The organism is Streptomyces sp. NPDC026673, from assembly GCF_040638135.1.
GTDB lineage: Bacteria > Actinomycetota > Actinomycetes > Streptomycetales > Streptomycetaceae > Actinacidiphila.
Genome location: NZ_JBEZXR010000037.1, coordinates 1 through 23,164 on the forward strand (window position 1 = coordinate 1; position 23,164 = coordinate 23,164).

The window sequence follows — 23,164 nt, forward strand, 5'->3', positions numbered from 1 at the left end:
GTGCGGCATCCGGGACGACAAGAGCAGGTGCCCGCCATGCACATAAATATGCGGTCCAGAATGCCCAGCCCCGGAGGCCCCGACCCCGGCCCACCACACACGCAGCGGCGCGGTGCCTGACCGCGCCGGGCAATCGGGCGGGAGGGCGGGGAAAAAGCCCAACCGCAACCACAAACGGCCCGCACACAGAGACCCCGGTCAGCCGACCGCCAAGGTCACCGCACTGCGAGATCCTGCAACCCCACCACCCGCAGCAGCCGCAGCCGCTCGTACGACTCGCTCCCCGGCCGCGCCGTGTAGACGATCAGCCGCTGACCGCGCTCCGCGCTCAGCAGCACCTCGCACTCCAGCTCCATCAGCCCGACCACCGGATGCTGGAACCGTCTCACGTCGGCGCACCGCACGGCGACCTCGCGGGTCTCCCACAGGCGCGCGAACTCCCGGCTGCGACGCCGCAGTTCCGCCACCAGCGCCCCCGCGCGCCGATCGTCGGGCCGGGCGGCCAGCACCGCGCGCAGGTGGGCGACATGGCGCCGGGCGTGCTCCGCACGGTCCGCCGCGGGGAAGAGCTCGCGCGCCGAGGCGTCCAGGAAGAAGCGCCGCACCAGGTTGCGCTCCGCCGGCGGACGGGACGCGGCGTCGCCGACGAGCGCCGCGGCCATCGCGTTCTGGGCGAGGACGTCGCCCGTGTCGCTGACGACCTGCGCGGGGGTGTCGTCGAGCCGGTCGAGCACCAGGAGCAGCCCGGGCCGTACGTGCCCGGTGCCGTGGGGCGGTTCCTCGCCGGCCAGGTGGAACAGGTGGTCGCGCTCGTCCTCGGAGAGGCGCAGCGCACGCGCGAGGGCGCCGAGGATCTGCCGGGAGGGACGGGGACCGCGTGACTGCTCGAGCCGGGTGTAGTAGTCGGCGGACATCCCGGCGAGCTGGGCGACCTCCTCGCGGCGCAGCCCGGGCGTGCGGCGCCGCGCGCCGTCCGTGAGGCCCACGTCGGACGGTGCGAGGCGGGCGCGGCGGCGACGCAGGAAGTCGGCGAGTCGCCCACGGTCGAGGTCCACGGTTCAAGGATCACGCCGGGCGGAGGCGTTATCCAGGGAGTGTCGGTCCCCGGATCGGAAGGTCCCTCCCGCCGTGCCGCGGGCCGCCGCAGCCCGGTCCGGACGCGGCGACGAGAGGGATCGCGGACGCGCACGCCGGTGACGGGTGCGACCGGTCGGGTCGGCAGCCGGTTCATGCCGAGGCCGCTGCGGTGGCGCCGCCCGGCGACGAGCCGCCGTTCGCAGTATCCGCCGGTGGGGGCGGCCCGCGACGCGGGCGTGCTCTGACTCACCCGATCCGGGGACGCAACGGCCGCCGTGCCGCGTGCGCCGCCCGACCTGCTGGGACGCTGTGCGCATGACGACGGCACGGCGGCCGGTCCCCGCGGGGGTGGGCCAGGTGGTGGCGCGTATGCGCGCGCTCGGCACGGCACTCCCGCCCCGGGACGGGGTGGCGGTGTTCAACCGTGTCTATCTGTCGGTCACCGAGGAGCTGGACGGCCGCCTGGCCGCGGGCGGTTTCGGTGATCCCGTGGCCGCCGCCGAACTGGCCGCCCGCTTCGCCGCGCGCTATCTGCGTGCGGTGGACGGCGCGGTCGACGGCCGCGCCGTCCCGGCCTGCTGGCGGCCGCTGCTGCAACTGCGCGGGCACCGCGGCATCCGCCCGCTGCAGTTCGCGCTCGCCGGGATCAACGCGCACGTGGGCCACGACCTGGCGCTCGCCGTGGTGGACACCTGTTCCGCGCTGGGGTGCGACCCTCCGGCGATGGAGCGGGACTTCGACCGGGTCGGGGATCTGCTGACCTCCGTCGAGGAACGCGTCCGCGAGGAACTGATGCCCGGCCCGGACCTGCTGGACCTCGCCGACCCGCTGACCCACCTCGCCGGTTCCTGGAGCCTGGAACGCGCGCGGGACGCGGCGTGGGCCGCGTCCCGCGTGCTGTGGTCCCTGCGCGGACTGCCCGAGGTGTACGAGGAGTTCGCCGAGAAGCTCGACGCGGGTGTCGGGCTGGTGGGGCGCTTCCTGCTGACTCCGCTGGGCCGCTGAGGGCGCCTCAGTCCTCGTCGAGGCCGACCGGGGCGATCTCGTCGTAGAGGTCGCCGGGGCCGGGGTTGGTCGGGTCCGTGGCGCCGCCGAACTGGTGCATGACGCCCCACACGGCGTTGAGCGCGGTCTGCACGGCGCCCTCGGCCCAGCCAGCCGTCCAGGAGATGTCGTCGCCGGCGAGGAAGATGCCGCGCTTGTCCTCGGGCAGGGTGTCCTGCATGAAGTGGGTGAACAGGCGCCGCTGGTAGCGGTAGTGGCCGGGCAGGTTCGCCTTGAACGCGCCCATGAAGTAGGGCTCGTTCTCCCAGGACACGGTCACCGGGTTGCCGATGATGTGCCGCCGTATGTCGACCTTCGGGTAGATCTCGCCGAGCGACTTGAGCATGACCTCCATGCGCTCGGACGCGCTCAGCGGCAGCCACTTGAGGCTGTCGTCGCACCAGGTGTAGGAGAGGCAGATCACGGCCGGCCTGTCGGGGCCGTCGTCCAGCAGGTAGGTGCCGCGGGTCATGCGGTCGGTGAGCGTCATGCTCATCACGTCGCGGCCCGTCTCCTCGTCCTTGTCCAGCCAGAACGGCCGGTCGACGGGGACGAAGAGCTTGCTGGACTCCATGTAGTGGGTGCGCTCGATCGCCGTCCAGTGGTCGATCGGGAAGAGCGAGTCGTCGCAGTCGATCTTGCTGAGCAGCATCCAGCTCTGTGCGGTGAAGATCGCGGCGCGGTAGGTGCGGATGTCGCCGTTCGCGTCGGTGACGGTGATCCGGTTGCCCGCGGTGCGGTGCAGCCGGGTGACGGCCGGGCGGGGGTCGCCGCCGTGCAGCGACTTCAGCGAGGTGCCGTGCGGCCAGTGCACGATCTTCTGCGGCTCGCGCTCCCACAGCCGCTGCGGGAGCTGCTGGCTGCCGCCGACGATGCCGCGGTGGTGGTCGTCGGCCTCGGTGTAGACGACGCGCAGGATCTCCAGGATGGAGTTGGGGAAGTCGGTGTCCCAGCCGCCGGTGCCGAAGCCGACCTGGCCGAAGATCTCGCGGTGGCGGAAGGACTTGAAGGCGTCGGAGTCGCAGAGGAAGCCGTAGAAGGTCTGGTTGTCGAGCTTCTCCACGAGCTTCGCCCAGATCTCGCGGATGCGCGGGACGTCGCGCTCGCGCATGGCGCGGTTCATGTCGGAGAAGTCCGCGCCCTCCTCCAGGCAGGCGTTCCACGCGTGCGCGACGTCGCGGTACACCTGCGGGAGGTCCTCGATGGTCTCGGCGTAGTGCGACTCGCCCTTGAGGTCGACGACGGTCGAGGGGGTCTCGGGCGCGAGCGGGTTGGGGAACGGCTTGGTCTCCAGGCCCACGAGGTCGATGTAGTGCTGCAGGGCGGTCGAGGAGGGCGGGAAGCGCATCGCGCCCATCTCCGCGGTCAGGCTCTCGTCACAGCCCTCGAAGCCCACGGTGCGCAGCCGCCCGCCGATCCGGTCGGCCTCGTAGACGACGGGCCGGAGGCCCATCTTCATCAGCTCGTACGCGGCGACGATGCCGGAGAGGCCGCCGCCGATGACCGCGACCTCCGCGCCGTGCTCGGTCGCCGGTATGGAGCCCAGGCCCGCGGGGCTCGCCAGGAAGTCGTCGTACGCGTACGGGAAGTCCGGGCCGAACATGGTGATCGGCGGCGCCGACCGCACCTCGGGGTGCTGCTCGTCGTGGACCGCGGTGGGCACCGTGGACGTCATGGCGTGGCTCTCCTGGCTGTGAAGCGGGGGTGGGGCGGTGGAGCGGGGGTGGAGTGCGGGTCAGCCCAGCGAGCGGTAGAGCTCGGGGCGGCGGTCGTCGAGGTAGGGGGTCTCCTCGCGGACCGCGCGCAGGAGTGCCGGGTCGGCGTCGGCGACGACCAGTTCCTCGGCGGTGCCGGCGCGGGCGCGTACGGCGCCGTCGGGCCCGGCGAGGCAGCTGAGCCCGGCGAAGTCGAACTCGCCCTCGGGGCCGCAGCGGTTGGCGTAGGCCACGTGCAGCTGGCTCTCGTACGCACGGGCCGGGACGAGGGTCTGGGCGACGAACTCGTAGGGCCGCATCAGCGCGGTGGGCACGGCGAGCAGCTGGGTACCGGACAGGGCGTGGGCCCGCACGTTCTCCGGGAACTCGACGTCGTAGCAGATGAGGAGGCCGATCCGGGTGCCGTCGAGCTCGGCCTGGACGACGGCGTCGTCGCCGGGGGTGAACCAGGTGCGCTCGAAGTCGCCGAAGAGGTGGGTCTTGCGGTAGTTGGCGAGGCGCTCGCCGTCCGGGCCGATCAGCTGGGCGGAGTTGAAGACGCCGCAGCCGTCGCGCTCGGGGTAGCCGTAGACGATCCCGAGGCCGTGCTCGGCGGCGATCCGCGCGACGCGGGCGGCGCTCGGGCCTCCGGCGGCTTCGGCCAGGTCGGGTATCGCGTCGCCGAGGGCGTAGCCGGTCAGGAACATCTCGGGGGTGACCAGCAGACGGGCTCCCGCGGCCGAGGCCCGGCGCGCCGCGGCGTCGAGCGCGGCCAGGCTGTCGTCCACGGAGGAGGGGACGCCGCTCGGGCCTTGGTACAGCGCGGTGCGCAGCGGCGCCATGGAGCCTCTTTCGCCTGGTGGGAAGCGTGTTCCGGTCTGCCTCGACGGTACGATTCCGGGCATCCGGGCGACAAGACGCGTCCGTTGCGCACCGACCGTCGATTCGTTGCGCGCCGGGGCGGGAACGCGGCGATTCGTTGCGCCGGGTGTTCCCGCGCGCGTTCGTCGTCGCGCCGGGTCGTCCCGGCGCGGCCCCTACGCGGGTGAGCCGGAGGTGTAGCGGCGCAGCAGCGGGGAGAGCACCAGCACCGACTTGGTGCGCTCCACGAAGGGCTCGCCCGCGATCCGCTCCAGGACCCGCTCGAAGTGGCGCACGTCGGAGGCGTAGATCTGGACGACGGCGTCCGCCTCGCCGGTGACGGTCGAGGCGGAGGCGACCTCCGGGTAGCGCGACAGGCCGCGCCGGATGTCCTCCGGCGAGGTGTTGTGGCGGCAGTAGAGCTCGACGAACGCCTCGGTCTCCCAGCCCAGTGCGGCGGGCTCGACCCGGACGGTGAAGCCGGTGATGGCGCCCTCGGCAAGCAGCCGGTCGACCCGGCGCTTCACGGCGGGGGCGGAGAGCCCGACGAGGCCGCCGATGTCGGCGAAGGAGCGGCGGGCGTCCTCGGCGAGGGCGTGGACGATGCGTTCGTCGAGTTCGTTCAGTCGCACTGGGGGTGGGTCACTTCTCTTCGCGAGCGAGCGGGGAACGGCGCATGCCGTACGCGACACAGACTACGAGCCCGGGCGCCGTCCGACCGGCGCAGCACCCCCGGGTGATCGCGTCGCAGCCGATCGTCACCCTCGCGCGGGGTCCGAGACCGTCGGACGGTCCCGGCCGGCCGCGGGTCGCCCCGGGCCGTGACCGCGCCCGGTCACGGCTGCGCCCCGTCCGCTTCCGCGAACGGGGCGCCCGGCCGGAGGTGCCGGCTACTGCCAGCTGGCGTGCAGCGGCTTGCCCTCGGCGTAGCCGGCCGCGCTCTGGATGCCGACGACGGCCTTCTCGGCGAACTCGGCGAGGTTGGCGGCCCCGGCGTACGTGCAGGAGCTGCGGACACCCGCGATGATCGAGTCGACCAGGTCCTCGACGCCGGGACGGGCCGGGTCGAGGAACATCCGCGAGGTGGAGATGCCCTCCTCGAACAGGCCCTTGCGGGCACGGTCGTAGGCGGACTCCTCGCTGGTGCGGTTGGCCACGGCGCGGGCGGAGGCCATGCCGAAGCTCTCCTTGTACAGCCGGCCGTCGGCGGTCTGCTGCAGGTCGCCGGGGGACTCGTAGGTGCCCGCGAACCAGGAGCCGATCATGACGTTGGACGCACCGGCGGCGAGCGCCATGGCGACGTCGCGCGGGTGCCGGACCCCGCCGTCGGCCCAGACGTGCTTGCCGTGCCGCGCGGCCTCGGCGGCGCACTCCAGGACGGCGGAGAACTGGGGGCGTCCCACGCCGGTCATCATGCGGGTGGTGCACATCGCGCCGGGGCCCACGCCGACCTTGACGATGTCGGCACCGGCCTCGATCAGGTCGCGCACGCCCTCGGCGGAGACGACGTTGCCCGCCACGACCGGCACCTGCGGGTCCAGCGCGCGGACGGCCTTCACGGCCTGGATCATGCTCTCCTGGTGGCCGTGGGCGGTGTCGACGACGAGGGTGTCCACGCCCGCGTCGAGCAGCTGCTTGGCCTTGCCCGCGACGTCGCCGTTGATGCCGACGGCGGCGGCGATGCGCAGCCGCCCGCCGGCGTCGGTGGCCGGGGTGTAGAGGGTGGCGCGCAGCGCTCCCTTGCGGGTGAGGATGCCGGCCAGCCTGCCGTCGGCGTCGACGGCGGGGGCGAGCTTGCGGTGGGCCTCCTCCAGGCGGTTGAAGGCCTCGCGCGGGTCGATGTCCGCGGGCACCAGCAGGAGGTCCTTGGACATCACCACGGACACCTGGGTGAAGCGGTCCACACCGGTGAGGTCGTGCTCGGTGACGATGCCGACCGGACGCCCGTCCTCGACGACCACGGCGGCGCCGTGCGCGCGCTTGGGCAGCAGGGCCAGGGCGTCGGCGACGGTGGCGTGCGGGCCCAGCACGATCGGGGTGTCGAGGACGAGGTGGCGCTGCTTGACCCAGCCGATCACATCGGTGATCACCTCGATCGGGATGTCCTGGGGGATGACCACCAGGCCTCCGCGACGGGCGACGGTCTCGGCCATGCGCCGTCCGGCGATGGCGGTCATGTTGGCGACCACGAGCGGGATGGTGGTACCGGTGCCGTCGGGCGCCGAGAGGTCCACACCCTGGCGGGAACCCACCGCCGAGCGGCTGGGGACCATGAACACGTCGTCGTACGTCAGGTCGTACGGAGGCTTTGCATCATTGAGGAAACGCACGTACTTCAGTTTTGCATGGGCGGAGCCGGAATGAACACGGAGGAAACTCCGGTGCTCACAAAGGGTCGCTCGTAGCTTCCTCCAAAACGACCTCGAAGCGGAGCCCGGCGGGATCGTGGAAGGCGGCGGCGTCCGCGAGGACCCGGCGGGCGGTCTCCCACTCCCCCGGCTCGGCGGCCGCGTACCCCTGCCACCCGCGTACGACCAGGCGCAGGCCGCCCTGTGCGGGGTCCGGCAGGTCGGTGAGGCAGTCGTAGAGCGCGTCCCAGTTGCGGCCGAACCAGTGGGGCAGCCTCAACTGCTCGGCGCTGCGGTCCATGAACGCGCTCTTGGTGGTGACCCCGTGGAGGTCCAGCACCGCCGTTGCCGTCATCTGCGGACCGCCCTGAAGGTCTTGTAGTGGTCGTCGGTGTAGTAGATCTCGCCGCCGGCTCCGGTGACGATGCGGCGGGCGCCGCGGTCCGGCGCACCCGGGGTCGGCACGGTGTACTCGTGGTAATAGTCGCTCGGGCGTGACGGCAGGATGCCCTCGAAGTTGTGGAAGACGGTGCCGTCCTTCGCGTACGGGAAGGGGCCGCCCGTGTCGATCAGGCGGAGCGTCTCCCGGGCCTCGGCGGGCAGGGTGCCGGCGGCCACCGTGGGCACCGTCTCCGCCGGCGATGTATCGGCCGTCGGCAGCGAGCAGCCGGTGAGCAGCAGCGCGAGAGCGCCCAGGAGGGCGACGGTGATCGCGAGGAGGCGGCGGGCGGGCCCGGTCGGCATGCGGTGATGCTGTCACAGCCGGGGGCACCGGCCGCGCACGGCGCGCGTGGCGACGGCGCCCGGGCCCTACGCGCCCCGGGCCGCCTCGGGGTCGGAGCGGTCGAGGGCCGGGCGCGGCATGGGGGCCGTGGAGTCCAGCAGGTAGTCGGCCGCGGCGGTGTCCGTCACGATGCTGGTGACCAGGCCGGACCGGAGCACGGCGTCGACCGCGGCGGCCTTGCGCGACCCCCCGGCGATGGCGAGGACCTCGGGGATGCGGCGCAGCCGGTCCGCCTCGATCGTGATGCAGCGCTCGCCCAGGTCACGGCCGACCAGTCGGCCCTCGGCATCGAACAGATGCGAGGACATCTCCGCGGCGACGCCCAGGGACGCGTAGTGCTCGCGCTCCGCCTCGGTCAGGGCGTCGTGGACGGTGGAGATGCCGGCCGCCCACGAGCCGATCGACACCACGGCCACGGTGACCTTGTCGAAGTAGCTCATGGCCGCCGCGATGCCGCTCTGGGCGCGCAGCGCGGCGGCGGTCGCCGGATCGCGCAGCACCATCGGGGCGTACATGGGGTGGGCCTCGCCGCCGGAGACCGCCGCCGCGGTGCGGACCGCCTCCACCGAGCCGCGGTCGGCGGTGCCTGCGTCGTACACGCCGGTGAGCTGGACGACGGTGCACGGCGGCAGCCGGTCGAGGGCGTTCGCCATGGTGATGATGGAGCGCCCCCAGGCGAGGCCGAGCACGTCGCCCTCGCTGACGAGCTCGCCGAGCAGTTGGGCGGCGACCGCGCCGAGGTTCTCCGGGTCGGGGCCGTCGGTCTCGTCGGCGGGCGACTCGACGACGACGGCGTGCCGCAGCCCGTAGCGGGCCCGCAGGGCGTCGGAGCGCTCGGCGTCGAGTTCCGCCGGGACCCTGATCTCGATCCGCACGAGGTCGCGCTCGAGGGCCGTCTCCAGGACCCGGGCCACCTTGAAGCGGCTCACGCCGAACTCCTCGGCGATCTGGATCTTGGATTTGCCCTCCAGGTAGAAGCGGCGCGCCATCGCCGCCGCCTGGACCATCTCGCCGGGGCCCATGCGCACCCCTGTGCGGCCTGTGGTCACGTTCTCTCCCCAGTTGCCCATCTGATCGGCTCCGCGCTCATCCTCGCACGTACTCCGCGGTACCGGAGCACGCTGCCCACGGAGTGGTCAGTGCGCGCAGGCGGCCGCCGCCTGCTTGCGCAGACCCCTCACGGCCTCGGCCGGATCCTCGGCGCCGTAGACGGCGGAACCGGCGACGAAGACGTCCGCGCCGGCCTCGGCACAGCGCTCGATGGTGGCGGCCGAGACGCCGCCGTCGACCTGCAGCCACAGATCCAGGCCGTGCTTGTCGATCAGCTTCCGGGCGCGGCGGATCTTGGGCAGCATGATGTCCAGGAAGGCCTGGCCGCCGAAGCCGGGCTCCACGGTCATGATCAGCAGCATGTCGAGCTCGGGCAGCAGATCCTCGTACGGCTCGACCGGGGTGGCGGGCTTCAGCGCCATGGAGGCCCGGGCACCCTTGGCGCGGATCTCCCGGGCCAGGCGCACCGGGGCCGCGGCCGCCTCGACGTGGAAGGTGACGGAACTCGCCCCCGCCTCGACGTAGGCCGGGGCCCAGCGGTCCGGATCGGCGATCATCAGGTGACAGTCGAGCGGGGTCTCCGTCGCCTTGCGGAGCGACTCCACCACCGGCACGCCGAGCGTCAGGTTGGGGACGAAGTGATTGTCCATCACGTCGACGTGGAGCCAGTCCGCGCCCTCGACGGCCCGCGCCTCGTCGGCGAGCCGCGCGAAGTCGGCGGAGAGAATACTGGGGTTGATCTGCACGGCCATGCCCCCAGTATGGCGGTGGACGCCGCCCGCCCGCGCACCGGGCGACCGGCTGTGGAAAACCACCCCGCACGGCCCGGGCGGGCGTGGGATGCTGTGCGGATCGAGAGCACTCCTCGGGGGACGCCTTGGCGAGGCGGAGGTGGCGGGTGTGAAGGCTCCACGCGATTGGGCGGTTCTGGTCTGCGGACGCCGCGGCAAATGGGTCGTGCTGGCGCTGTGGCTCGTCCTGCTGGTGGTGATCGCGCCCCTGGCCCAGAAGCTCACGGACGCCCAGCAGAACGACTCCTCCTCCTGGCTGCCGGGCAGCGCCGAGTCCACCCGGGTCCTGGAGCTGCAGAAGGGGTTCCTGCCCGACACCGCGCCCGCCGTCGTCATCTACGCGCGCCCCGGAGGGCTGACCGCCGACGACCGCACGACGGTCGATCAGGACGCGGCGCGGATACGGGAGATGACGGCCAACGGCGTCTTCGGCAGCCGCACCGTCGGCCCGGTGTACGAGGAGCGGGCGGCCGGCCCGCGCGCCGCGCAGCTCATCGTCCCGATCAGCGTGGACGAGGGCGGCTGGACGGGCCTCGCCGCCGCGGTGGCCGACATCCGCGCCGTCGCCGGCGAGGACACCGGCGGCCTCGAGGTGCACATCACCGGACCGGGTGGTTTCGCGGCCGACTCCGCCGAGGCCTTCGAGGGCATCGACGGCACCCTGCTGTACAGCGCGCTCGCCGTGGTCGTCGTCATCCTGCTGCTGACCTACCGCAGCCTCACCCTCATCCTGCTGCCGGTCGTCTCGGTCATCGGAGCCCTGTTCACGGCGCAGGCGGCCGTCTATCTGCTGGCCGAGCACGCCGACCTCGTCGTCAACGCGCAGAGCGCGGGCATTCTCACCGTCCTGGTGTTCGGCGCCGGTACGGACTACGCGCTGCTGCTGGTGGCCCGCTACCGCGAGGAGCTGCGGCGTCACGAGGACCGGCACGAGGCCATGGCGCTCGCCCTGCACCGGGCGGGACCGGCGATCGTCGCCAGCGCCGCCACGGTCGCGGTGAGCATGCTGTGCCTGCTGGCCGCCGAGATGAACTCGACCTCCGGACTCGGGCCGGTCGCCGCCGTCGGCATCGCCATCGGCCTGGCCGCCATGCTCACGCTCTTCCCCGCCCTGCTGGTCATCGTGGGCCGCTGGGTGTTCTGGCCCGCGATCCCGCACGTCGGCTCGGCGGAGCCCACCCGCAGCGGGCTGTGGTCCCGGACGGGGCACCGGATCGACCGGCGGCCGCGGGCGGTCTGGGTGGGCACCGCCGCCGCACTGGCCGTGCTGTCGCTGGGCCTGATCGGCCTGAAGGCGGCGGGCCTGAGCAACGCCGAGAGCTTCACCGGCACCCCCGACTCCGTCACCGGCCAGCAGGTCGAGGCCCGCTACTTCCCGGCCGGCTCCGGACAGCCGCTGGTGGTGATCGCCGACGCGGACGCGGCGGCGGAGGTGAAGGCCGCGCTCGGCGGCCTCAAGGGCGTCGCCCCCGGCTCGGCGGTCGTCCCGCGGGGGGCGCCGGCGGAGAAGGACGGACGGGTCTATCTGGAGGCCACGCTCACCGACCCGGCCGACAGCCAGGCCGCCAAGGACACCGTGGACCGCGCCCGGGAGGCCCTGCACGCCCTGCCCGGCGCCGACGCCAAGGTCGGCGGCGGAACGGCGACCCAGCTCGACGCGGGCCGCGCCGCCGCGCACGACAACAAGCTGCTCATCCCGATGATCCTCGTCGTCGTGCTGGTGATCCTCGCCATCCTGCTGCGGGCCCTCATCGCGCCACTGGTGCTCATCGCGACCGTCGTGCTCTCCTTCGCCGCCGCGCTCGGCGTCAGCGTGCTCGCGTTCCGCCACCTCTTCGGTTTCGCGGGCGAGGACACGGCCTTCCCGCTCTTCGTCTTCGTCTTCCTGGTGGCGCTGGGCATCGACTACAACATCTTCCTGATGACGCGGATCCGCGAGGAGACCGCGCTGTCCGGGACCCGCGAGGGCACCCTCGTCGGCCTCGCGGCCACCGGCGGCGTCATCACCTCCGCCGGTCTCGTCCTGGCCGGCACCTTCGCGGCACTGGCGACACTGCCGGTGGTCGGCTTCGCCGAGATCGGCTTCGCGGTCGCCTTCGGCGTCCTGCTGGACACCCTGGTCGTGCGGTCGGTGCTGGTCACCGCGCTCAGCCTCGACCTGCGGCACCGGGTGTGGTGGCCCAGCCGCCTGGACCGGCCCCGCGCCGCGCCGCGGGCGGGGGAACCGACGGCCCTGGACGCCCCGCGCGCCGGTGCGTCAGGTCCGTGAGCGACGGCGGACGGGCGGTGCCGCCGGTCACGGCGGCTCCCGCACAGACGTGACCGCCCGCGCGGGGCGCGGGCGGTCACGTGCGGCACGGCGCGTCTCACGCGTTGGGACGCTTGCCGTGGTTGGCGCCCTTCTTCTTCCGGGCGCGCCGCTTGTTGCCACGCTTGGACATGACGCCCAACTCTCTCATTCGGGACAATTCGGCCGCGGCCAGTCTACGGCGGCCCCCGGCGAGCGGCACGCCGGTGAGGTGACGGGGCGGCCGCGGCCGCGGTTTCCACGCCGGCCGCGTGGTCAGTCCGGGAAGTGCTCGCGCATGAAGGCGTTGCGGAAGGTGCCGGACGGATCGAGCCTGGCGGCGAGCCGCCGGAAGTCGTCGTAGCGCGGGTAGAGCTCGCGCAGCGTGCCGGGCGAGGGCGTGAAGAGCTTGCCCCAGTGCGGGCGGGCGGCGAAGGGGGCCAGCGCCTCCTCGACGACCCGGACCGCCCGCGCGACCGCCTCCGCGTCCGGGCTCCAGGTGAAGTGGAAGGCGATGCTGTCGCGCCCGTAGGCCGGGCTGAGCCACAGCGAGTCGGCCGCCACGGCACGGATCTCACTGATCAGCAGCACGGACGAGAACCGCTCCCGTACCCGCCACAGGGCGTCGAACGCCGCCGCGGCGTCCCGCCGGTCCACGAAGAACTCCGACTGGATCTCCTCCCCGCTGCTCGGGGTGAACTCGAGGCGGAAGTGCGGCAGCCGCTCGTGCCAGGGCCCGACGGCACCTTGCTGCGGCGTGCAGTGCGTCCCCGGCATGCCGGGGATCGGGTGCCGCGGCCCGTCGGCCGCGATGGCCCCGAACCACGTGCCGGGCGCGGGCTCGGCCGTGTCGGCGTCGACCCGCTCCTTGACCCACACCTGGTCGACGGCCCGGTCCCGCCACCGGGTGAACGCGGACACGCTGTACGCGCCGGCCATCACCGCGTCGAGGTTCTCCCGGAACCCCTCCCCGGGCATGTCCTCGTAGACCGTCTGCCGCATGGTGAAGGCGGGCACCAGGTCGAGGGTCAGCCGTGTCACCACGCCGAGCGCGCCGAGGGCGACGACAGAGCCGTCGAAGTCCGGGTCGCCACGCCGGATCTCGACGCACTCGCCGTCGGCGGTGACCATGGTCAGCGCCCGTACCGCCCCGGCCAGGCTGCGGTTCGCGGTGCCGGAGCCGTGGGTGCCGGTGGCGCACGCCCCGGCCACGGAGATGTGCGGCAGGGAGCCGAGATTGTGCAGCGCGAGGCCCGCGTCGTCGATGGCGTGGACGATCTCGCCGAAGCGCAGCCCTGAACCGACCGTGGCGGTGCGGGCGGCGGGGTCGATGTCGATCACGGCGGGCAGCCGCGAGGTCGAGACATGCTCGCCGTCGGTGTCGGCGACGGTGCTGAAAGAGTGCCGCGTACCCAGGGCGCGCACCCGGCCGGAGCGCGCGACGATCTCCTGAAGCCGGGCCACGGACTCGGGGCGGTGGAGTCGGCGTGCGGTGAAGGCGACGTTGCCGCCCCAGTTGCTCTCCGCGGGCATCGCGGTCGTTCCTTCCTGTCCGGCCTCGCTCCCGGCCGCCGCTCGGCGCGCGGCGTGCCCGGTCCAGCGGTCGAGGCCTCCGGTTCCACGGTGATTGTCGCCGCCGGCGCGTGCGCGCGGGGGCCCGGGGTCGCCGGACACGCCGGTTCCTCCGTGCCGGCTCGCACCTCACGGGACGGCTGCCGCGGTTCCCGGTCCACACCCATGGTATTGACGTGCTCCCGTCAGGCTGGCATGGTCTAGACCTAACCTGGGCTCAACGGGAAGGTGCCACAGGGAAGTTCACGCTCTCCGATGCACGACGGGCTCCGCGCCCCGTCCGTGCGTGATCCCCCGCCCCGCAGCCGTGCGAGCACCCCCGCGAAGCTCCCTCCCCCCACGACCACGGCCCCGGGCCGGGTAAGGAGCGACTCCCCCATGTCCACGTCCCTCGCCGGACGGCCTCCCACCGGGCGCGCCGCCCTGGGCCCGTCCGTGGTGTTCGCCGTCCTCGCCGCACTCCTCGCCACCCTGTTCGTCGCGACGCCGGCCGCCCGCGCGGCGGACGGCCAGATCACCGGCCTCGCCGGCAAGTGCGTCGACGTCGCCGCGGCGAACAGCGCCAACGGCACCGCCGTACAGCTCTACGACTGCAACGGGACCAACGCCCAGCGCTGGTCCAACCCCGGCGACGGCACACTGCGCGCGCTCGGCAAGTGCCTCGACGTCGTCGACCGCGGCACCGCCGACGGAGCCGCGGTCCAGTTGTGGGACTGCGCGGGCAGCGCCAACCAGCAGTGGGTCGTCACCGCGGCCCACGACATCGTCAACCCCGCCGCCAACAAGTGCCTGGACGTCCGCGACAACAGTTCCGCCAACGCCACCCGGCTGCAGATCTGGAGCTGCACCGGCGGGGCCAACCAGAAGTGGAACGCCCCCGCGAGCGGCGGCGGCGGCACCAACCCGTCCGGATTCGTCGTCAGCGAGGCCCAGTTCAACCAGATGTTCCCGGGCCGCAACGGCTTCTACACCTACAGCGGCCTGGTCGCGGCCCTGAGCTCCTACCCGGGCTTCGCCAACTCCGGCAGCGACACCGTGAAGAGGCAGGAGGCCGCCGCCTTCCTCGCCAACGTCAGCCACGAGACGGGCGGGCTGGTGTACGTGGTCGAGCAGAACACGGCCAACTACCCGCACTACTGCGACTGGGGCCGGCCCTACGGCTGCCCGGCCGGCCAGGCGGCGTACTACGGCCGCGGCCCCATCCAGCTCAGCTGGAACTTCAACTACAAGGCGGCGGGCGACGCCCTCGGCATCGACCTGCTGGGCAACCCCTGGCGCGTCGAGCAGGACGCCGCCGTCGCCTGGCGCACGGGCCTTTGGTACTGGAACACCCAGAGCGGCCCGGGCACGATGACCCCGCACAACGCCATGGTGAACCAGGCCGGCTTCGGCCAGACGATCCGCTCCATCAACGGATCCCTGGAGTGCGACGGCCGCAACCCGGCGCAGGTGCAGAGCCGGGTGAGCAAGTACCAGCAGTTCACGGCGATCCTCGGGGTCGGCGCGGGCGGCAACCTCTACTGCTGAGCTCCGTGTGGCGGGGTGCGGCCCGGACTCCCCGGGCCGCACACGTCACCCGCCGTCAGTCCCCGGTGCGGCGCAGCAGGGCGAGGTACATCGCGTCGGTTCCGTGCAGATGGGGCCAGAGCTGGACGTCGGGACCCTCGCCGAGGTCGGGCACTCCGGGCATGAGGGGGCGGGCGTCCACCCATTCGGCGGGGACGGCACCCGGCCGGCCCAGGACGTCCTCCACGACGGCGCGGGTCTCGGCGGCGTGCGGGGAGCAGGTCGCGTAGCCGACGACGCCACCGACGCGCACCGCGCGCAGCGCGGACTCCAGCAGACCGCGCTGGAGCGGCGCGAAGCCCGGCACGTCCTCGGCGCGGCGGCGCCAGCGGGCCTCGGGACGGCGGCGCAGGGCGCCCAGGCCGGTGCAGGGCACGTCGACCAGGACCCGGTCGAAGGCCCCGGGGCGCCAGGCCGGGCGGGTGCCGTCGGCGACGATCACCTCGTACGGGCCGGGGTTGCCGGACAGGGCGCGGGCGACGAGCCGGGCACGGTGCGGCTGCTTCTCGGAGGCGACCAGGGCCGCCCCGCGCTCCGCGGCGAGCGCGGCGAGCAGGGCCGCCTTGCCGCCGGGACCGGCGCAGCCGTCCAACCAGAGCCGGTCCGGGCCGTCGCCCAGCGGAGCGGCGGCCAGTGCGGCGGCGACGAGCTGGCTGCCCTCGTCCTGGACGCCGGCGCGGCCCTCGCGCACGGCCTCGATGGACGCGGGGTCGCCGCCCTCGGCGAGCCGGACGGCGTAGGGCGACCAGCGGCCGGGGACGGTCGCCTCGGCGGGGAGCGCGTCGGCGAGTTCCTGCGGCGTGGCGCGGCCGGGGCGCGCCACCAGGGTGACCTCGGGGCGCTCGTTGTCCGCGGCGAGCAGCTCCTCCATGCCGGCGCGACCGCCGCCGAGGGCGTCCCACAGGGCCGAGACGATCCAGCGCGGATGCGAGTGGACGACGGCGAGGTGGTCCTCGGGATCCTCGTCGTAGGGCGGCGCCACGTCGCCCAGCCAGGTGTCCAGGTCCTTCGCGGCGATCCGGCGCAGCACCGCGTTGACGAACTTGGCCCGCCCGTCGCCGAGCACCACACGGGCCAGCTCGACGGTGGCGGAGACCGCCGCGTGCGTGGGGATGCGGGTCCCCAGCAGCTGGTGCGTGCCGAGCGACAGGACGTCCAGCACGGGCGGGTCGACCTCGCGCAGCGGCCGGTCCACACAGGCCGCGATGACGGCGTCGTAGGTGCCCTGGCGGCGCAGGGTGCCGTACACCAGCTCGGTGGCGAGCGCCGCGTCGCGCCGGCCGAACTCCCGGCCCTTGCGCGCGGCCTCGGTCTCGGCCTCGCGCAGCAGCGCGGGCAGGACGAGGTTGGCGTACGCGTCGCGCTCGTCGACCGCCCGCAGTGCCTCGAACGCCAGGATGCGCACGGGGTCGCGCTGCGGCTTGCGGTAGGGCCGGCCGCCCTGCGGGGGTCCGCCCTGGGTGCGGCCCCGGCGGGCGGCGGGATGCGGTCGGCGGCGTGACGGTTCGCTCACGTGAAAGGTGCTCCGGGAGTGTCGGTGGTACGGCGGGGGCGCGGTGCGCCCCCGCTTCGAGCGTACGTGGAGGGCGTGCGGTTACCCGCCGAGCCGTTCGCCGGAGGGGACACGGACGCCGCGCGCCCAGTCGGCGGCGGCCATCGGCTTCTTGCCCTGCGGGCGCACCTCGCCGAGTTCCACGGCGTGGCTGCCGGTGCCCACGTACACGGCGCGCTTGGTGACCTCCAGCTCGCCGGGCGCCAGGTCGGTGCGCTCGGGCCGGGGGGTCACGGGGCCGATCTTGAGGCGCTCGCCGCCGAAGAGGGTCCAGGCGCCGGGCGCGGGGGTGCAGCCGCGGACCACCCGGTCGACGCGCAGCGCCGGGGCGTTCCAGTCGACCCGGGCGTCATCGACGGTGATCTTGGGAGCCAGGCTGATGCCCTCGCCGGGCTGCGGGCGGGCCACCAGCGTGCCGTCCTCGATGCCGTCCATGGTGGCGGAGAGCAGCTTCGCGCCGCTGTGCGCGAGCCGGGTGAGCAGGTCGCCGCTGGTGTCGCGCGGGCGGACGTCCTCGGTGACGACGCCGTAGACCGGCCCGGAGTCCAGGCCCTCCTCGATGAGGAAGGTCGCGGCGCCGGTGACCTCGTCGCCCGCCATGACCGCGTGCTGCACCGGTGCGGCGCCGCGCCAGGCGGGGAGCAGGGAGAAGTGCAGGTTGACCCAGCCGTGGGCGGGCACGTCGAGGGCGACGCGGGGCAGCAGCGCGCCGTAGGCGACGACCGGGCAGCAGTCGGGGGCGATCTCCCGCAGCCGGGCGAGGAAGTCCTCGTCGCGCGGCCTGGCGGGCTTGAGGACCTCGATGCCGGCCTCCTCGGCCCGCTGGGCCACGGGGCTGGCGATGAGCTTGCGGCCGCGTCCCGCCGTGGCGTCCGGCCGGGTGACGACGGCGACGACCTCGTGCCGGCCGGAGGCGATCAGGGCGTCGAGGGCGGGAACGGCGACCTCGGGGGTGCCGGCGAAGACGAGCCTCATGCGTACGGGATGCCTTTCTGCGGTGCGCGGCTCTACAGTGCGCGGCCGAATGTGCTGTGCGGGGAGACGCGGACCTGGGGCGCGGGCTGACCGGCCCACTCGGCCTCGCGTATGGCCTTCATGGCGGCCTTGCGCTGCTCGCGGTCGAGGCGGTCGATGAAGATGATGCCGTCGAGGTGGTCGGTCTCGTGCTGGATGCAGCGGGCGAGCAGCCGGGTGCCCTCGATGGTCACCGGGTCGCCGTGCATGTTGAAGCCCTTGGCGACCACGCCGTGGGCACGCTTGGTGTCGAAGCGCAGTCCGGGCAGGGAGAGGCAGCCTTCGGGGCCGTCCTGCTCGTCGTCGCTCAGACTGAGGTCGGGGTTGACCAGATGGCCGAGCTCGCCGTCCACGTGGTAGGTGAACACCCGCAGCGAGACGCCGATCTGAGGGGCCGCCAGGCCGGCGCCGGGGGCGTCCCGCATGGTCTCCTCGAGGTCCCGGACGAGGGTGCGCAGCTCCTTGTCGAAGACGGTCACGGGCTGCGCCTTCATGCGCAGCACGGGGTCGCCGAAGAGGCGGATCGGCTGGATGGACACGCGATGGCTCCGTGGTCGTACGGCGACAGGGCAACCGCACCAGTCTATGGGCCGGTGGGGTGGGGGCGCGCACCCCTGCGCACGCCCCCCGAAGGGTGCGATGCGCCCCTTATGCGTGACTCGATGGGAGTCTGGCGCGTTGGTCAAAGGAGTTTGACCCACAGGAGCCGGTTCGAGAGGCCAGTTGATGCCCGAACACGCAACTCATGACGCCCAGGCCAGGGCGAGCCTTCACCTGCTGGTGCGGGACATCGAGAGGGTCCGCCGACAGGTCGACGCGCTGCGTACCCTCACCACCCAGCTGGGCAATGTCTACCGTCCCCGCCGGGGCGGGCCGTCCGCGGGATTCGTGGTCTACGGCCGCGCCCCCGCCCCGACCGTCCGGCTCGCCCAGGAGCTGCGGGACAGCGTGGAGACCCTGGTGACCGCGGCCGTCGAGTTCGACCGCTCCCTGGGCTTCAGCTGGGACGCCGTCGGCTCCGCGCTGGGCGTCACCAAGCAGGCCGTCCACCGGCGGTACGGCAATCGGCGCGCGGCACCGGGCGGCGCCGCCACGGCGGAGGTGCACGGCGAGCCCCCCGCCCCGGCGGTCGTGCCCTCCGTCCCCGCGGCCCGCGCGATGCCCGCGCACACCGCGCCGGCGGCCCGTGACGAGGCCGTCCCCGGCGCCGTCCCCGCCCCGCGCACGGGCTGACCGGGCGGCTGCCGGGCCCGTCCCGTCCCGCCGCCCACCACGCCGACAGGACGGACGCCGGGGCGGGCGGGTGTGGCGGCCGGAGACGCCGCGGTCAGGACCGCGAATGCTCCGGGACCGCCGCGTCCAACGTGCGCTCCCCCACCGTCTGGCCGCCGCTCGTCTCCCCGGTCGGCCGGAAGCCGAGCCCCAGGTAGAAGCCCTCGGGGCCGTCGTCGCCGGGATGCCAGGTGGTGGTCATCCGGGCGCCGCCCCGGCGGCGGATCTCGGCGGCCACGGACTCGACCGCGAACCTGCCGTGCCCGCGCCCCTGTTCGCCCGCCGCGATGGCCAGGCGCCACAGGCCGGAGCGCAGGTCGGTGCCGCTTCCGTCGCCCGCGAAGTCGATGTCGAAGAACGCCATGAGGAATCCGACGACCCGGTCGCCGTCGAGGATGAGCCGGGGCCAGGCCGTCTCCCCGTACGCGTACGCCTCCGCCAGGGACTTCACGACGGGCGCCACCAAGTGCTCCTGGTCGGGACGGACCTTCAGGGCGATGGCGGCGTCGACGTTCTCGGGCGTGATCTTCTCCAGGCGCAGCGAGGTGGTCATGGCCGCCACCCTAGCCAGGTCAGCCCTGGGCCGTGGCCCGAGGGCGGCGGGCCGGGTACCTCCCCGACACGGCGCTACCCGATGTCCGGCGGGTCGATGCGGACGCGGACGGGATCGGGTTCCTTGCGGGCGATCCGGGCCGTCTGCGCGGACTTCAGGGCGGCCGCCAGGGCGGCGCCGCTGCCGGGGGGAACACGCAGCAGCACCCGCTCCCAGCGCTCGCCGGGAGGGGTGTCGCCGGAGCGGCGGGGCCGCGCCGGATCGACGATCGGCAGCGGGACCGGACCGAGGACATCCGTGCCCTCCGGCAGCCGGACCGTGGCCAGCAGGTCGGCGACGGCGGCGGGACGGCCGCTCACCGAGGCCATCCGGGAGACCGGGGGGAAGCCCAGCTCGGCGCGTTCGGCCAGCTCGCGCACCGCGTGGCCGACCGGGTCCCACCGGACGAGGGCCTGCACGGGCCGCAGCGTGGGCTCCCCCAGGACGACCACCGTGCCTCCCTCGTCGGCCGGACGCACCAGCGCCGCCGCCGCGGCCCAGCGGCGCAGGGTCTCCTCCCCCGCCCGCAGATCGGGCCGGTTGAGCAGGGCCCAGCCGTCCAGCAGCAGCGCGGCCGCGTAACCGCCCTCGGCGACCGGCTCCGCGCCCGGGGTCGAGATCACCAGCGCGGGCGTACCCGCCACGGACGCCAGCACGCTGTCGCGCCCGGAGGTCCGGACGGGCACCTTGGGGAACGCCCTGCCCAGCTCGTCCGCGGTACGCCGGGCGCCGACCACCTGGGCGCGCAGCCGGAAACCGCCGCACTCCTTGCAGTGCCAGCCCGCTTCGGGCCGCCCGCACCATCCGCAGTGCGGCGCGCTCTCCCCGTCGCCGAGCTGCAGCGGGCCCGCGCAGTGCGCGCAGCGGGCGGGCTCACGGCACCGCTCGCAGGCCAGGCGCGGCACATAACCGCGCCGGGGCACCTGCACCAGCACCGGCCCGCGCTGCAACGCGTCCCGCGTCACCTGCCAGGCGACGGACGGCAGCCGGGCCGCCCGCGCGGCGGCGTCCCGCGCCTCGTCGCCCTCGCCGACGGTGCGGACCAGGGGGGCGGCGGCCCGGACCCGATCGCGCGGCGCGGTGAGCGGCAGCGCCCACTGGGTGTCGACCAGTTGCGCGCCCTCCACGGTGCAGGTGAGGCCGCCGAGCAGGAAGCCCGTCCGCTCCTCGGCGGCCCTCAGCAGCAGGACGTCCCGGGCGTGTGGCTGCGGCGCGTGCTGCTCGGCGTGGCTGGAGTCCCCGTCGTCCCAGAGCACGGCCAGCCCGAGGTCCGCCACGGGCGCGAACATCGCGGCCCGGGTGCCGACGACCGCGCGCACGCTGCCGCGGCTCACGGCGAGCCAGCGGCGATAGCGCTCCTCCGGCCCGGCGTCGGCGGTGAGCAGCACATGGCGACCCTCGCCGACGAGCGCGGTGAGCGCCTCGTCGACGCGGGCGGCCGCGCGGCCGTCGGGCACGACGGCCAGCGCCCCGCGCCCCGACGCGAGCGTCGCCGCCATGGCACGGGCGATCTCCTCGGGCCAGTACGGCCCCGGCAGCGCCGTCCACACCGCACGCGGGGTGTCCCCCCGGGCCAGCGCCTGCAGGAACGCCGGTCCGGTCGGATAGCGCCGCCACGGCCCGGGCTCGGGCACGCCGGGAGCGGACAGCGGCTCCCGCGGCGGCTCCGCCTCGACCTTGGCGCGGCGCGGCGGCACCGCGAGCTGCACGATGTCGGCGAGGGCGCCCGCGTAGCGGTCGGCGACGGCACGGCACAGGCGGAGCAGCCCGGGGGTCAGCACCTCCTCGGGCGACAGGACCTGGGCGAGGGGCGCGAGGGGACCGCGGTAGTCGCTCTCGGGGAGCCGGTCCACGATGAAGCCGTCGTGCAGTTCCCCGCCTTCGCGGCGGCCGCCCTTGCCCACGCGGCCGCCGAAGCGCACCCGGACGCGCACTCCGGGCCGCGCCTCGGCGTCCATCGCGGCGGGCACCGCGTAGTCGAAGTACTGGTCGAGGTGGAGCAGGCCCTTGTCGACCAGGACGCGCGCCACGGGCAGCCCTTCGGCCAGCGCCGCGCCCCGCCAGGTCCGCGGCTTGGCGCGGGGCTCCTTGGCCTTGCGCACCGTCTCCCGGATGAGCGCGAGCTGCTCTCCCCCGTGCGGCTCCGCCGCCGGGGACACCTGTCGGTCGTCCTCGCTGCTCACAGCCTCAGTGTTACCAGACACGTCCGACACCGGACGCCGCCGGCGGTGTTCCCGGGGACGACGACGGCCCCGGACCGTGAAGGTCCGGGGCCGTCGTCAGGCCGTGGAGCCGGGGCGCTGGGGCCGGGACTTAGAGGCCGGCCGCCTGGCGCAGCGCCTCGACGCGGTCGGTGCGCTCCCAGGTGAAGTCCGGCAGCTCACGGCCGAAGTGGCCGTACGCCGCGGTCTGCGCGTAGATCGGGCGGAGCAGGTCGAGGTCGCGGATGATCGCGGCCGGGCGGAGGTCGAAGACCTGCCCGATGGCCTGCTCGATCTTCTCGTGGTCCACGGTGTGGGTGCCGAAGGTCTCGACGAACAGGCCGACGGGCTCGGCCTTGCCGATCGCGTAGGCGACCTGGACCTCGCAGCGCGAGGCGAGGCCCGCGGCGACGACGTTCTTGGCGACCCAGCGCATGGCGTAGGCGGCGGAGCGGTCGACCTTGGACGGGTCCTTGCCGGAGAAGGCGCCGCCGCCGTGGCGGGCCATGCCGCCGTAGGTGTCGATGATGATCTTGCGGCCGGTGAGGCCGGCGTCGCCCATCGGGCCGCCGATCTCGAAGCGCCCGGTGGGGTTGACCAGCAGTCGGTACCCGTCGGTGTCGATCTTGATGCCGTCGTCGAGCAGCGCCTTCAGCTCCGGCTCCACGACGAACTCGCGGATGTCGGGCGCGAGCAGCGACTCGAGGTCGATGTCGCTGGCGTGCTGCGAGGAGACGACGACGGTGTCGAGGCGCACGGCCTTGTCGCCGTTGTACTCGATGGTGACCTGGGTCTTGCCGTCGGGCCGCAGGTAGGGGATGGTCCCGTTCTTGCGGACCTCGGACAGCCGCCGGGAGAGCCGGTGCGCCAGCGTGATCGGGAGCGGCATCAGCTCGGGGGTCTCGTCGCAGGCGTAGCCGAACATCAGGCCCTGGTCGCCCGCACCCTGCTTGTCGAGCTCGTCGTCGTCGCCCTCGACCCGGCTCTCGTACGCCGTGTCGACGCCCTGCGCGATGTCCGGGGACTGCGCACCGATGGAGACCGAGACACCGCAGGACGCTCCGTCGAAGCCCTTCTTCGACGAGTCGTAGCCGATGTCGAGGATCTTGTTCCGCACCAGGGTCGCGATGTCCGCGTACCCCTTGGTGGTGACCTCTCCGGCGACGTGCACCAGACCGGTGGTGATCAACGTCTCGACGGCGACGCGCGAGGAGGGGTCCTCCTTGAGCAGGGCGTCGAGGATCGTGTCGCTGATCTGGTCAGCGATCTTGTCGGGGTGGCCCTCGGTCACGGACTCCGAGGTGAACAGGCGGCGGGACACATCGCTCCCTGGGGTTGCAGCGGCTGCTGGCTGATCATTGGCGGCTCGCGCGGGGCTGCGCCCGGCGGGCCATGGGTCAGTTTATCGTCCGACTCATGCGCTGGGACACGACATCTCGCACCTTGGATATGCCGTGAC

The 23,164-nt window shown here is 73.9% G+C and carries 20 protein-coding genes; 4 read left to right on the forward strand and 16 right to left on the reverse strand.

Annotation, left to right across the window (positions count from 1 at the left end):
• Positions 1–215 precede the first annotated feature (215 nt).
• A complete protein-coding gene (locus tag AB0F62_RS23915) occupies positions 216–1,055 on the reverse strand; it encodes a helix-turn-helix transcriptional regulator (RefSeq protein ID WP_361802546.1) in 840 nt (279 codons plus the stop codon).
• 337 nt (positions 1,056–1,392) lie between these two features.
• Here AB0F62_RS23915 and AB0F62_RS23920 point away from each other — a divergent pair, with 337 nt between their 5' ends.
• Positions 1,393–2,082: a DUF5995 family protein gene (locus tag AB0F62_RS23920; protein ID WP_361802549.1), complete on the forward strand. Its 690-nt coding sequence runs from the start codon at positions 1,393–1,395 to the stop codon at positions 2,080–2,082.
• A 7-nt stretch (positions 2,083–2,089) separates the two neighbouring features.
• On the opposite strand, the gene AB0F62_RS23925 is transcribed toward AB0F62_RS23920, so the two are convergent.
• The 8 genes from AB0F62_RS23925 to rpe all read right to left on the reverse strand — a co-directional run bounded on the left by AB0F62_RS23925 (position 2,090) and on the right by rpe (position 9,610).
• The gene (locus AB0F62_RS23925) at positions 2,090–3,796 is read right to left on the reverse strand and encodes an FAD-dependent oxidoreductase (protein ID WP_361802552.1); all 1,707 of its coding nucleotides are present in this window, start codon (positions 3,794–3,796) and stop codon (positions 2,090–2,092) included.
• 60 nt (positions 3,797–3,856) lie between these two features.
• Positions 3,857–4,657, reverse strand: a complete 801-nt coding sequence (locus tag AB0F62_RS23930) for a carbon-nitrogen hydrolase family protein (protein WP_361802555.1) — start codon at positions 4,655–4,657, stop codon at positions 3,857–3,859.
• 195 nt (positions 4,658–4,852) lie between these two features.
• A complete protein-coding gene (locus tag AB0F62_RS23935) occupies positions 4,853–5,308 on the reverse strand; it encodes an Lrp/AsnC family transcriptional regulator (RefSeq protein ID WP_361802558.1) in 456 nt (151 codons plus the stop codon).
• A gap of 258 nt (positions 5,309–5,566) precedes the next feature.
• A complete protein-coding gene (locus AB0F62_RS23940; RefSeq protein WP_361802755.1) occupies positions 5,567–7,015 on the reverse strand; it encodes a GuaB1 family IMP dehydrogenase-related protein in 1,449 nt (482 codons plus the stop codon).
• Positions 7,016–7,061: 46 nt separating this feature from the next.
• Complete coding sequence (locus AB0F62_RS23945) at positions 7,062–7,379, reverse strand: barstar family protein (RefSeq protein ID WP_361802561.1); 318 nt, start codon at positions 7,377–7,379, stop codon at positions 7,062–7,064.
• A complete protein-coding gene (locus AB0F62_RS23950; RefSeq protein WP_361802564.1) occupies positions 7,376–7,768 on the reverse strand; it encodes a ribonuclease domain-containing protein in 393 nt (130 codons plus the stop codon). Before AB0F62_RS23950 ends, AB0F62_RS23945 begins: the two co-directional genes overlap by 4 nt.
• Before the next feature lie 66 nt (positions 7,769–7,834).
• Positions 7,835–8,857 (reverse strand): sugar-binding domain-containing protein, encoded by a 1,023-nt coding sequence (locus AB0F62_RS23955; RefSeq protein WP_361802758.1) that lies wholly within the window; start codon positions 8,855–8,857, stop codon positions 7,835–7,837.
• 87 nt (positions 8,858–8,944) lie between these two features.
• Entirely contained in the window at positions 8,945–9,610 is a 666-nt protein-coding gene (rpe, locus tag AB0F62_RS23960; RefSeq protein ID WP_361802567.1) for a ribulose-phosphate 3-epimerase, read from the reverse strand.
• 148 nt (positions 9,611–9,758) lie between these two features.
• Between rpe and AB0F62_RS23965 the strand changes: the two genes are divergently transcribed.
• Complete coding sequence (locus AB0F62_RS23965; protein WP_361802570.1) at positions 9,759–11,918, forward strand: MMPL family transporter; 2,160 nt, start codon at positions 9,759–9,761, stop codon at positions 11,916–11,918.
• Positions 11,919–12,212: 294 nt separating this feature from the next.
• Here AB0F62_RS23965 and AB0F62_RS23970 read toward each other — a convergent pair whose 3' ends face one another.
• A complete protein-coding gene (locus AB0F62_RS23970) occupies positions 12,213–13,469 on the reverse strand; it encodes an FAD-binding protein (protein WP_361802573.1) in 1,257 nt (418 codons plus the stop codon).
• A 417-nt stretch (positions 13,470–13,886) separates the two neighbouring features.
• Here AB0F62_RS23970 and AB0F62_RS23975 point away from each other — a divergent pair, with 417 nt between their 5' ends.
• Positions 13,887–15,035, forward strand: coding sequence for a glycoside hydrolase family 19 protein (locus AB0F62_RS23975; protein ID WP_361802576.1), 1,149 nt, complete (start codon positions 13,887–13,889; stop codon positions 15,033–15,035).
• 55 nt (positions 15,036–15,090) lie between these two features.
• On the opposite strand, the gene AB0F62_RS23980 is transcribed toward AB0F62_RS23975, so the two are convergent.
• From AB0F62_RS23980 to def, 3 genes are all read right to left on the reverse strand, one after another.
• Complete coding sequence (locus AB0F62_RS23980) at positions 15,091–16,479, reverse strand: transcription antitermination factor NusB (protein WP_361802761.1); 1,389 nt, start codon at positions 16,477–16,479, stop codon at positions 15,091–15,093.
• Positions 16,480–16,668: 189 nt separating this feature from the next.
• Entirely contained in the window at positions 16,669–17,601 is a 933-nt protein-coding gene (fmt, locus tag AB0F62_RS23985) for a methionyl-tRNA formyltransferase (RefSeq protein WP_361802579.1), read from the reverse strand.
• Between the two features lie 32 nt (positions 17,602–17,633).
• Complete coding sequence (def, locus tag AB0F62_RS23990) at positions 17,634–18,179, reverse strand: peptide deformylase (RefSeq protein ID WP_361802582.1); 546 nt, start codon at positions 18,177–18,179, stop codon at positions 17,634–17,636.
• 187 nt (positions 18,180–18,366) lie between these two features.
• Here def and AB0F62_RS23995 point away from each other — a divergent pair, with 187 nt between their 5' ends.
• On the forward strand, positions 18,367–18,873 hold the full coding sequence (locus AB0F62_RS23995) for a hypothetical protein (RefSeq protein ID WP_361802585.1): 507 nt from the start codon (positions 18,367–18,369) through the stop codon (positions 18,871–18,873).
• Positions 18,874–18,967: 94 nt separating this feature from the next.
• On the opposite strand, the gene AB0F62_RS24000 is transcribed toward AB0F62_RS23995, so the two are convergent.
• The 3 genes from AB0F62_RS24000 to metK form a co-directional block, all read right to left on the reverse strand.
• Positions 18,968–19,465 carry a GNAT family N-acetyltransferase gene (locus tag AB0F62_RS24000; protein WP_361802588.1) on the reverse strand — a complete coding sequence of 166 codons (498 nt, stop codon included), beginning with the start codon at positions 19,463–19,465 and terminating at the stop codon, positions 18,968–18,970.
• Between the two features lie 74 nt (positions 19,466–19,539).
• Positions 19,540–21,687 carry a primosomal protein N' gene (locus tag AB0F62_RS24005; protein WP_361802591.1) on the reverse strand — a complete coding sequence of 716 codons (2,148 nt, stop codon included), beginning with the start codon at positions 21,685–21,687 and terminating at the stop codon, positions 19,540–19,542.
• Positions 21,688–21,817: 130 nt separating this feature from the next.
• Positions 21,818–23,026 carry a methionine adenosyltransferase gene (gene metK / locus AB0F62_RS24010; protein WP_361802594.1) on the reverse strand — a complete coding sequence of 403 codons (1,209 nt, stop codon included), beginning with the start codon at positions 23,024–23,026 and terminating at the stop codon, positions 21,818–21,820.
• Between the last annotated feature and the right edge of the window lie 138 nt (positions 23,027–23,164).

Coding starts and splice junctions, on each gene's coding strand:
- AB0F62_RS23945 (WP_361802561.1), bottom strand. CDS start 7,379: ATGACGGCAACGGCGGTGCTGGACCTCCACGGGGTCACCACCAAGAGC.
- AB0F62_RS23975 (WP_361802576.1), top strand. CDS start 13,887: ATGTCCACGTCCCTCGCCGGACGGCCTCCCACCGGGCGCGCCGCCCTG.
- AB0F62_RS23970 (WP_361802573.1), bottom strand. CDS start 13,469: ATGCCCGCGGAGAGCAACTGGGGCGGCAACGTCGCCTTCACCGCACGC.
- rpe (WP_361802567.1), bottom strand. CDS start 9,610: ATGGCCGTGCAGATCAACCCCAGTATTCTCTCCGCCGACTTCGCGCGG.
- AB0F62_RS23995 (WP_361802585.1), top strand. CDS start 18,367: ATGCCCGAACACGCAACTCATGACGCCCAGGCCAGGGCGAGCCTTCAC.
- AB0F62_RS23925 (WP_361802552.1), bottom strand. CDS start 3,796: ATGACGTCCACGGTGCCCACCGCGGTCCACGACGAGCAGCACCCCGAG.
- AB0F62_RS23950 (WP_361802564.1), bottom strand. CDS start 7,768: ATGCCGACCGGGCCCGCCCGCCGCCTCCTCGCGATCACCGTCGCCCTC.
- fmt (WP_361802579.1), bottom strand. CDS start 17,601: ATGAGGCTCGTCTTCGCCGGCACCCCCGAGGTCGCCGTTCCCGCCCTC.
- AB0F62_RS23920 (WP_361802549.1), top strand. CDS start 1,393: ATGACGACGGCACGGCGGCCGGTCCCCGCGGGGGTGGGCCAGGTGGTG.
- AB0F62_RS24000 (WP_361802588.1), bottom strand. CDS start 19,465: ATGACCACCTCGCTGCGCCTGGAGAAGATCACGCCCGAGAACGTCGAC.
- AB0F62_RS23930 (WP_361802555.1), bottom strand. CDS start 4,657: ATGGCGCCGCTGCGCACCGCGCTGTACCAAGGCCCGAGCGGCGTCCCC.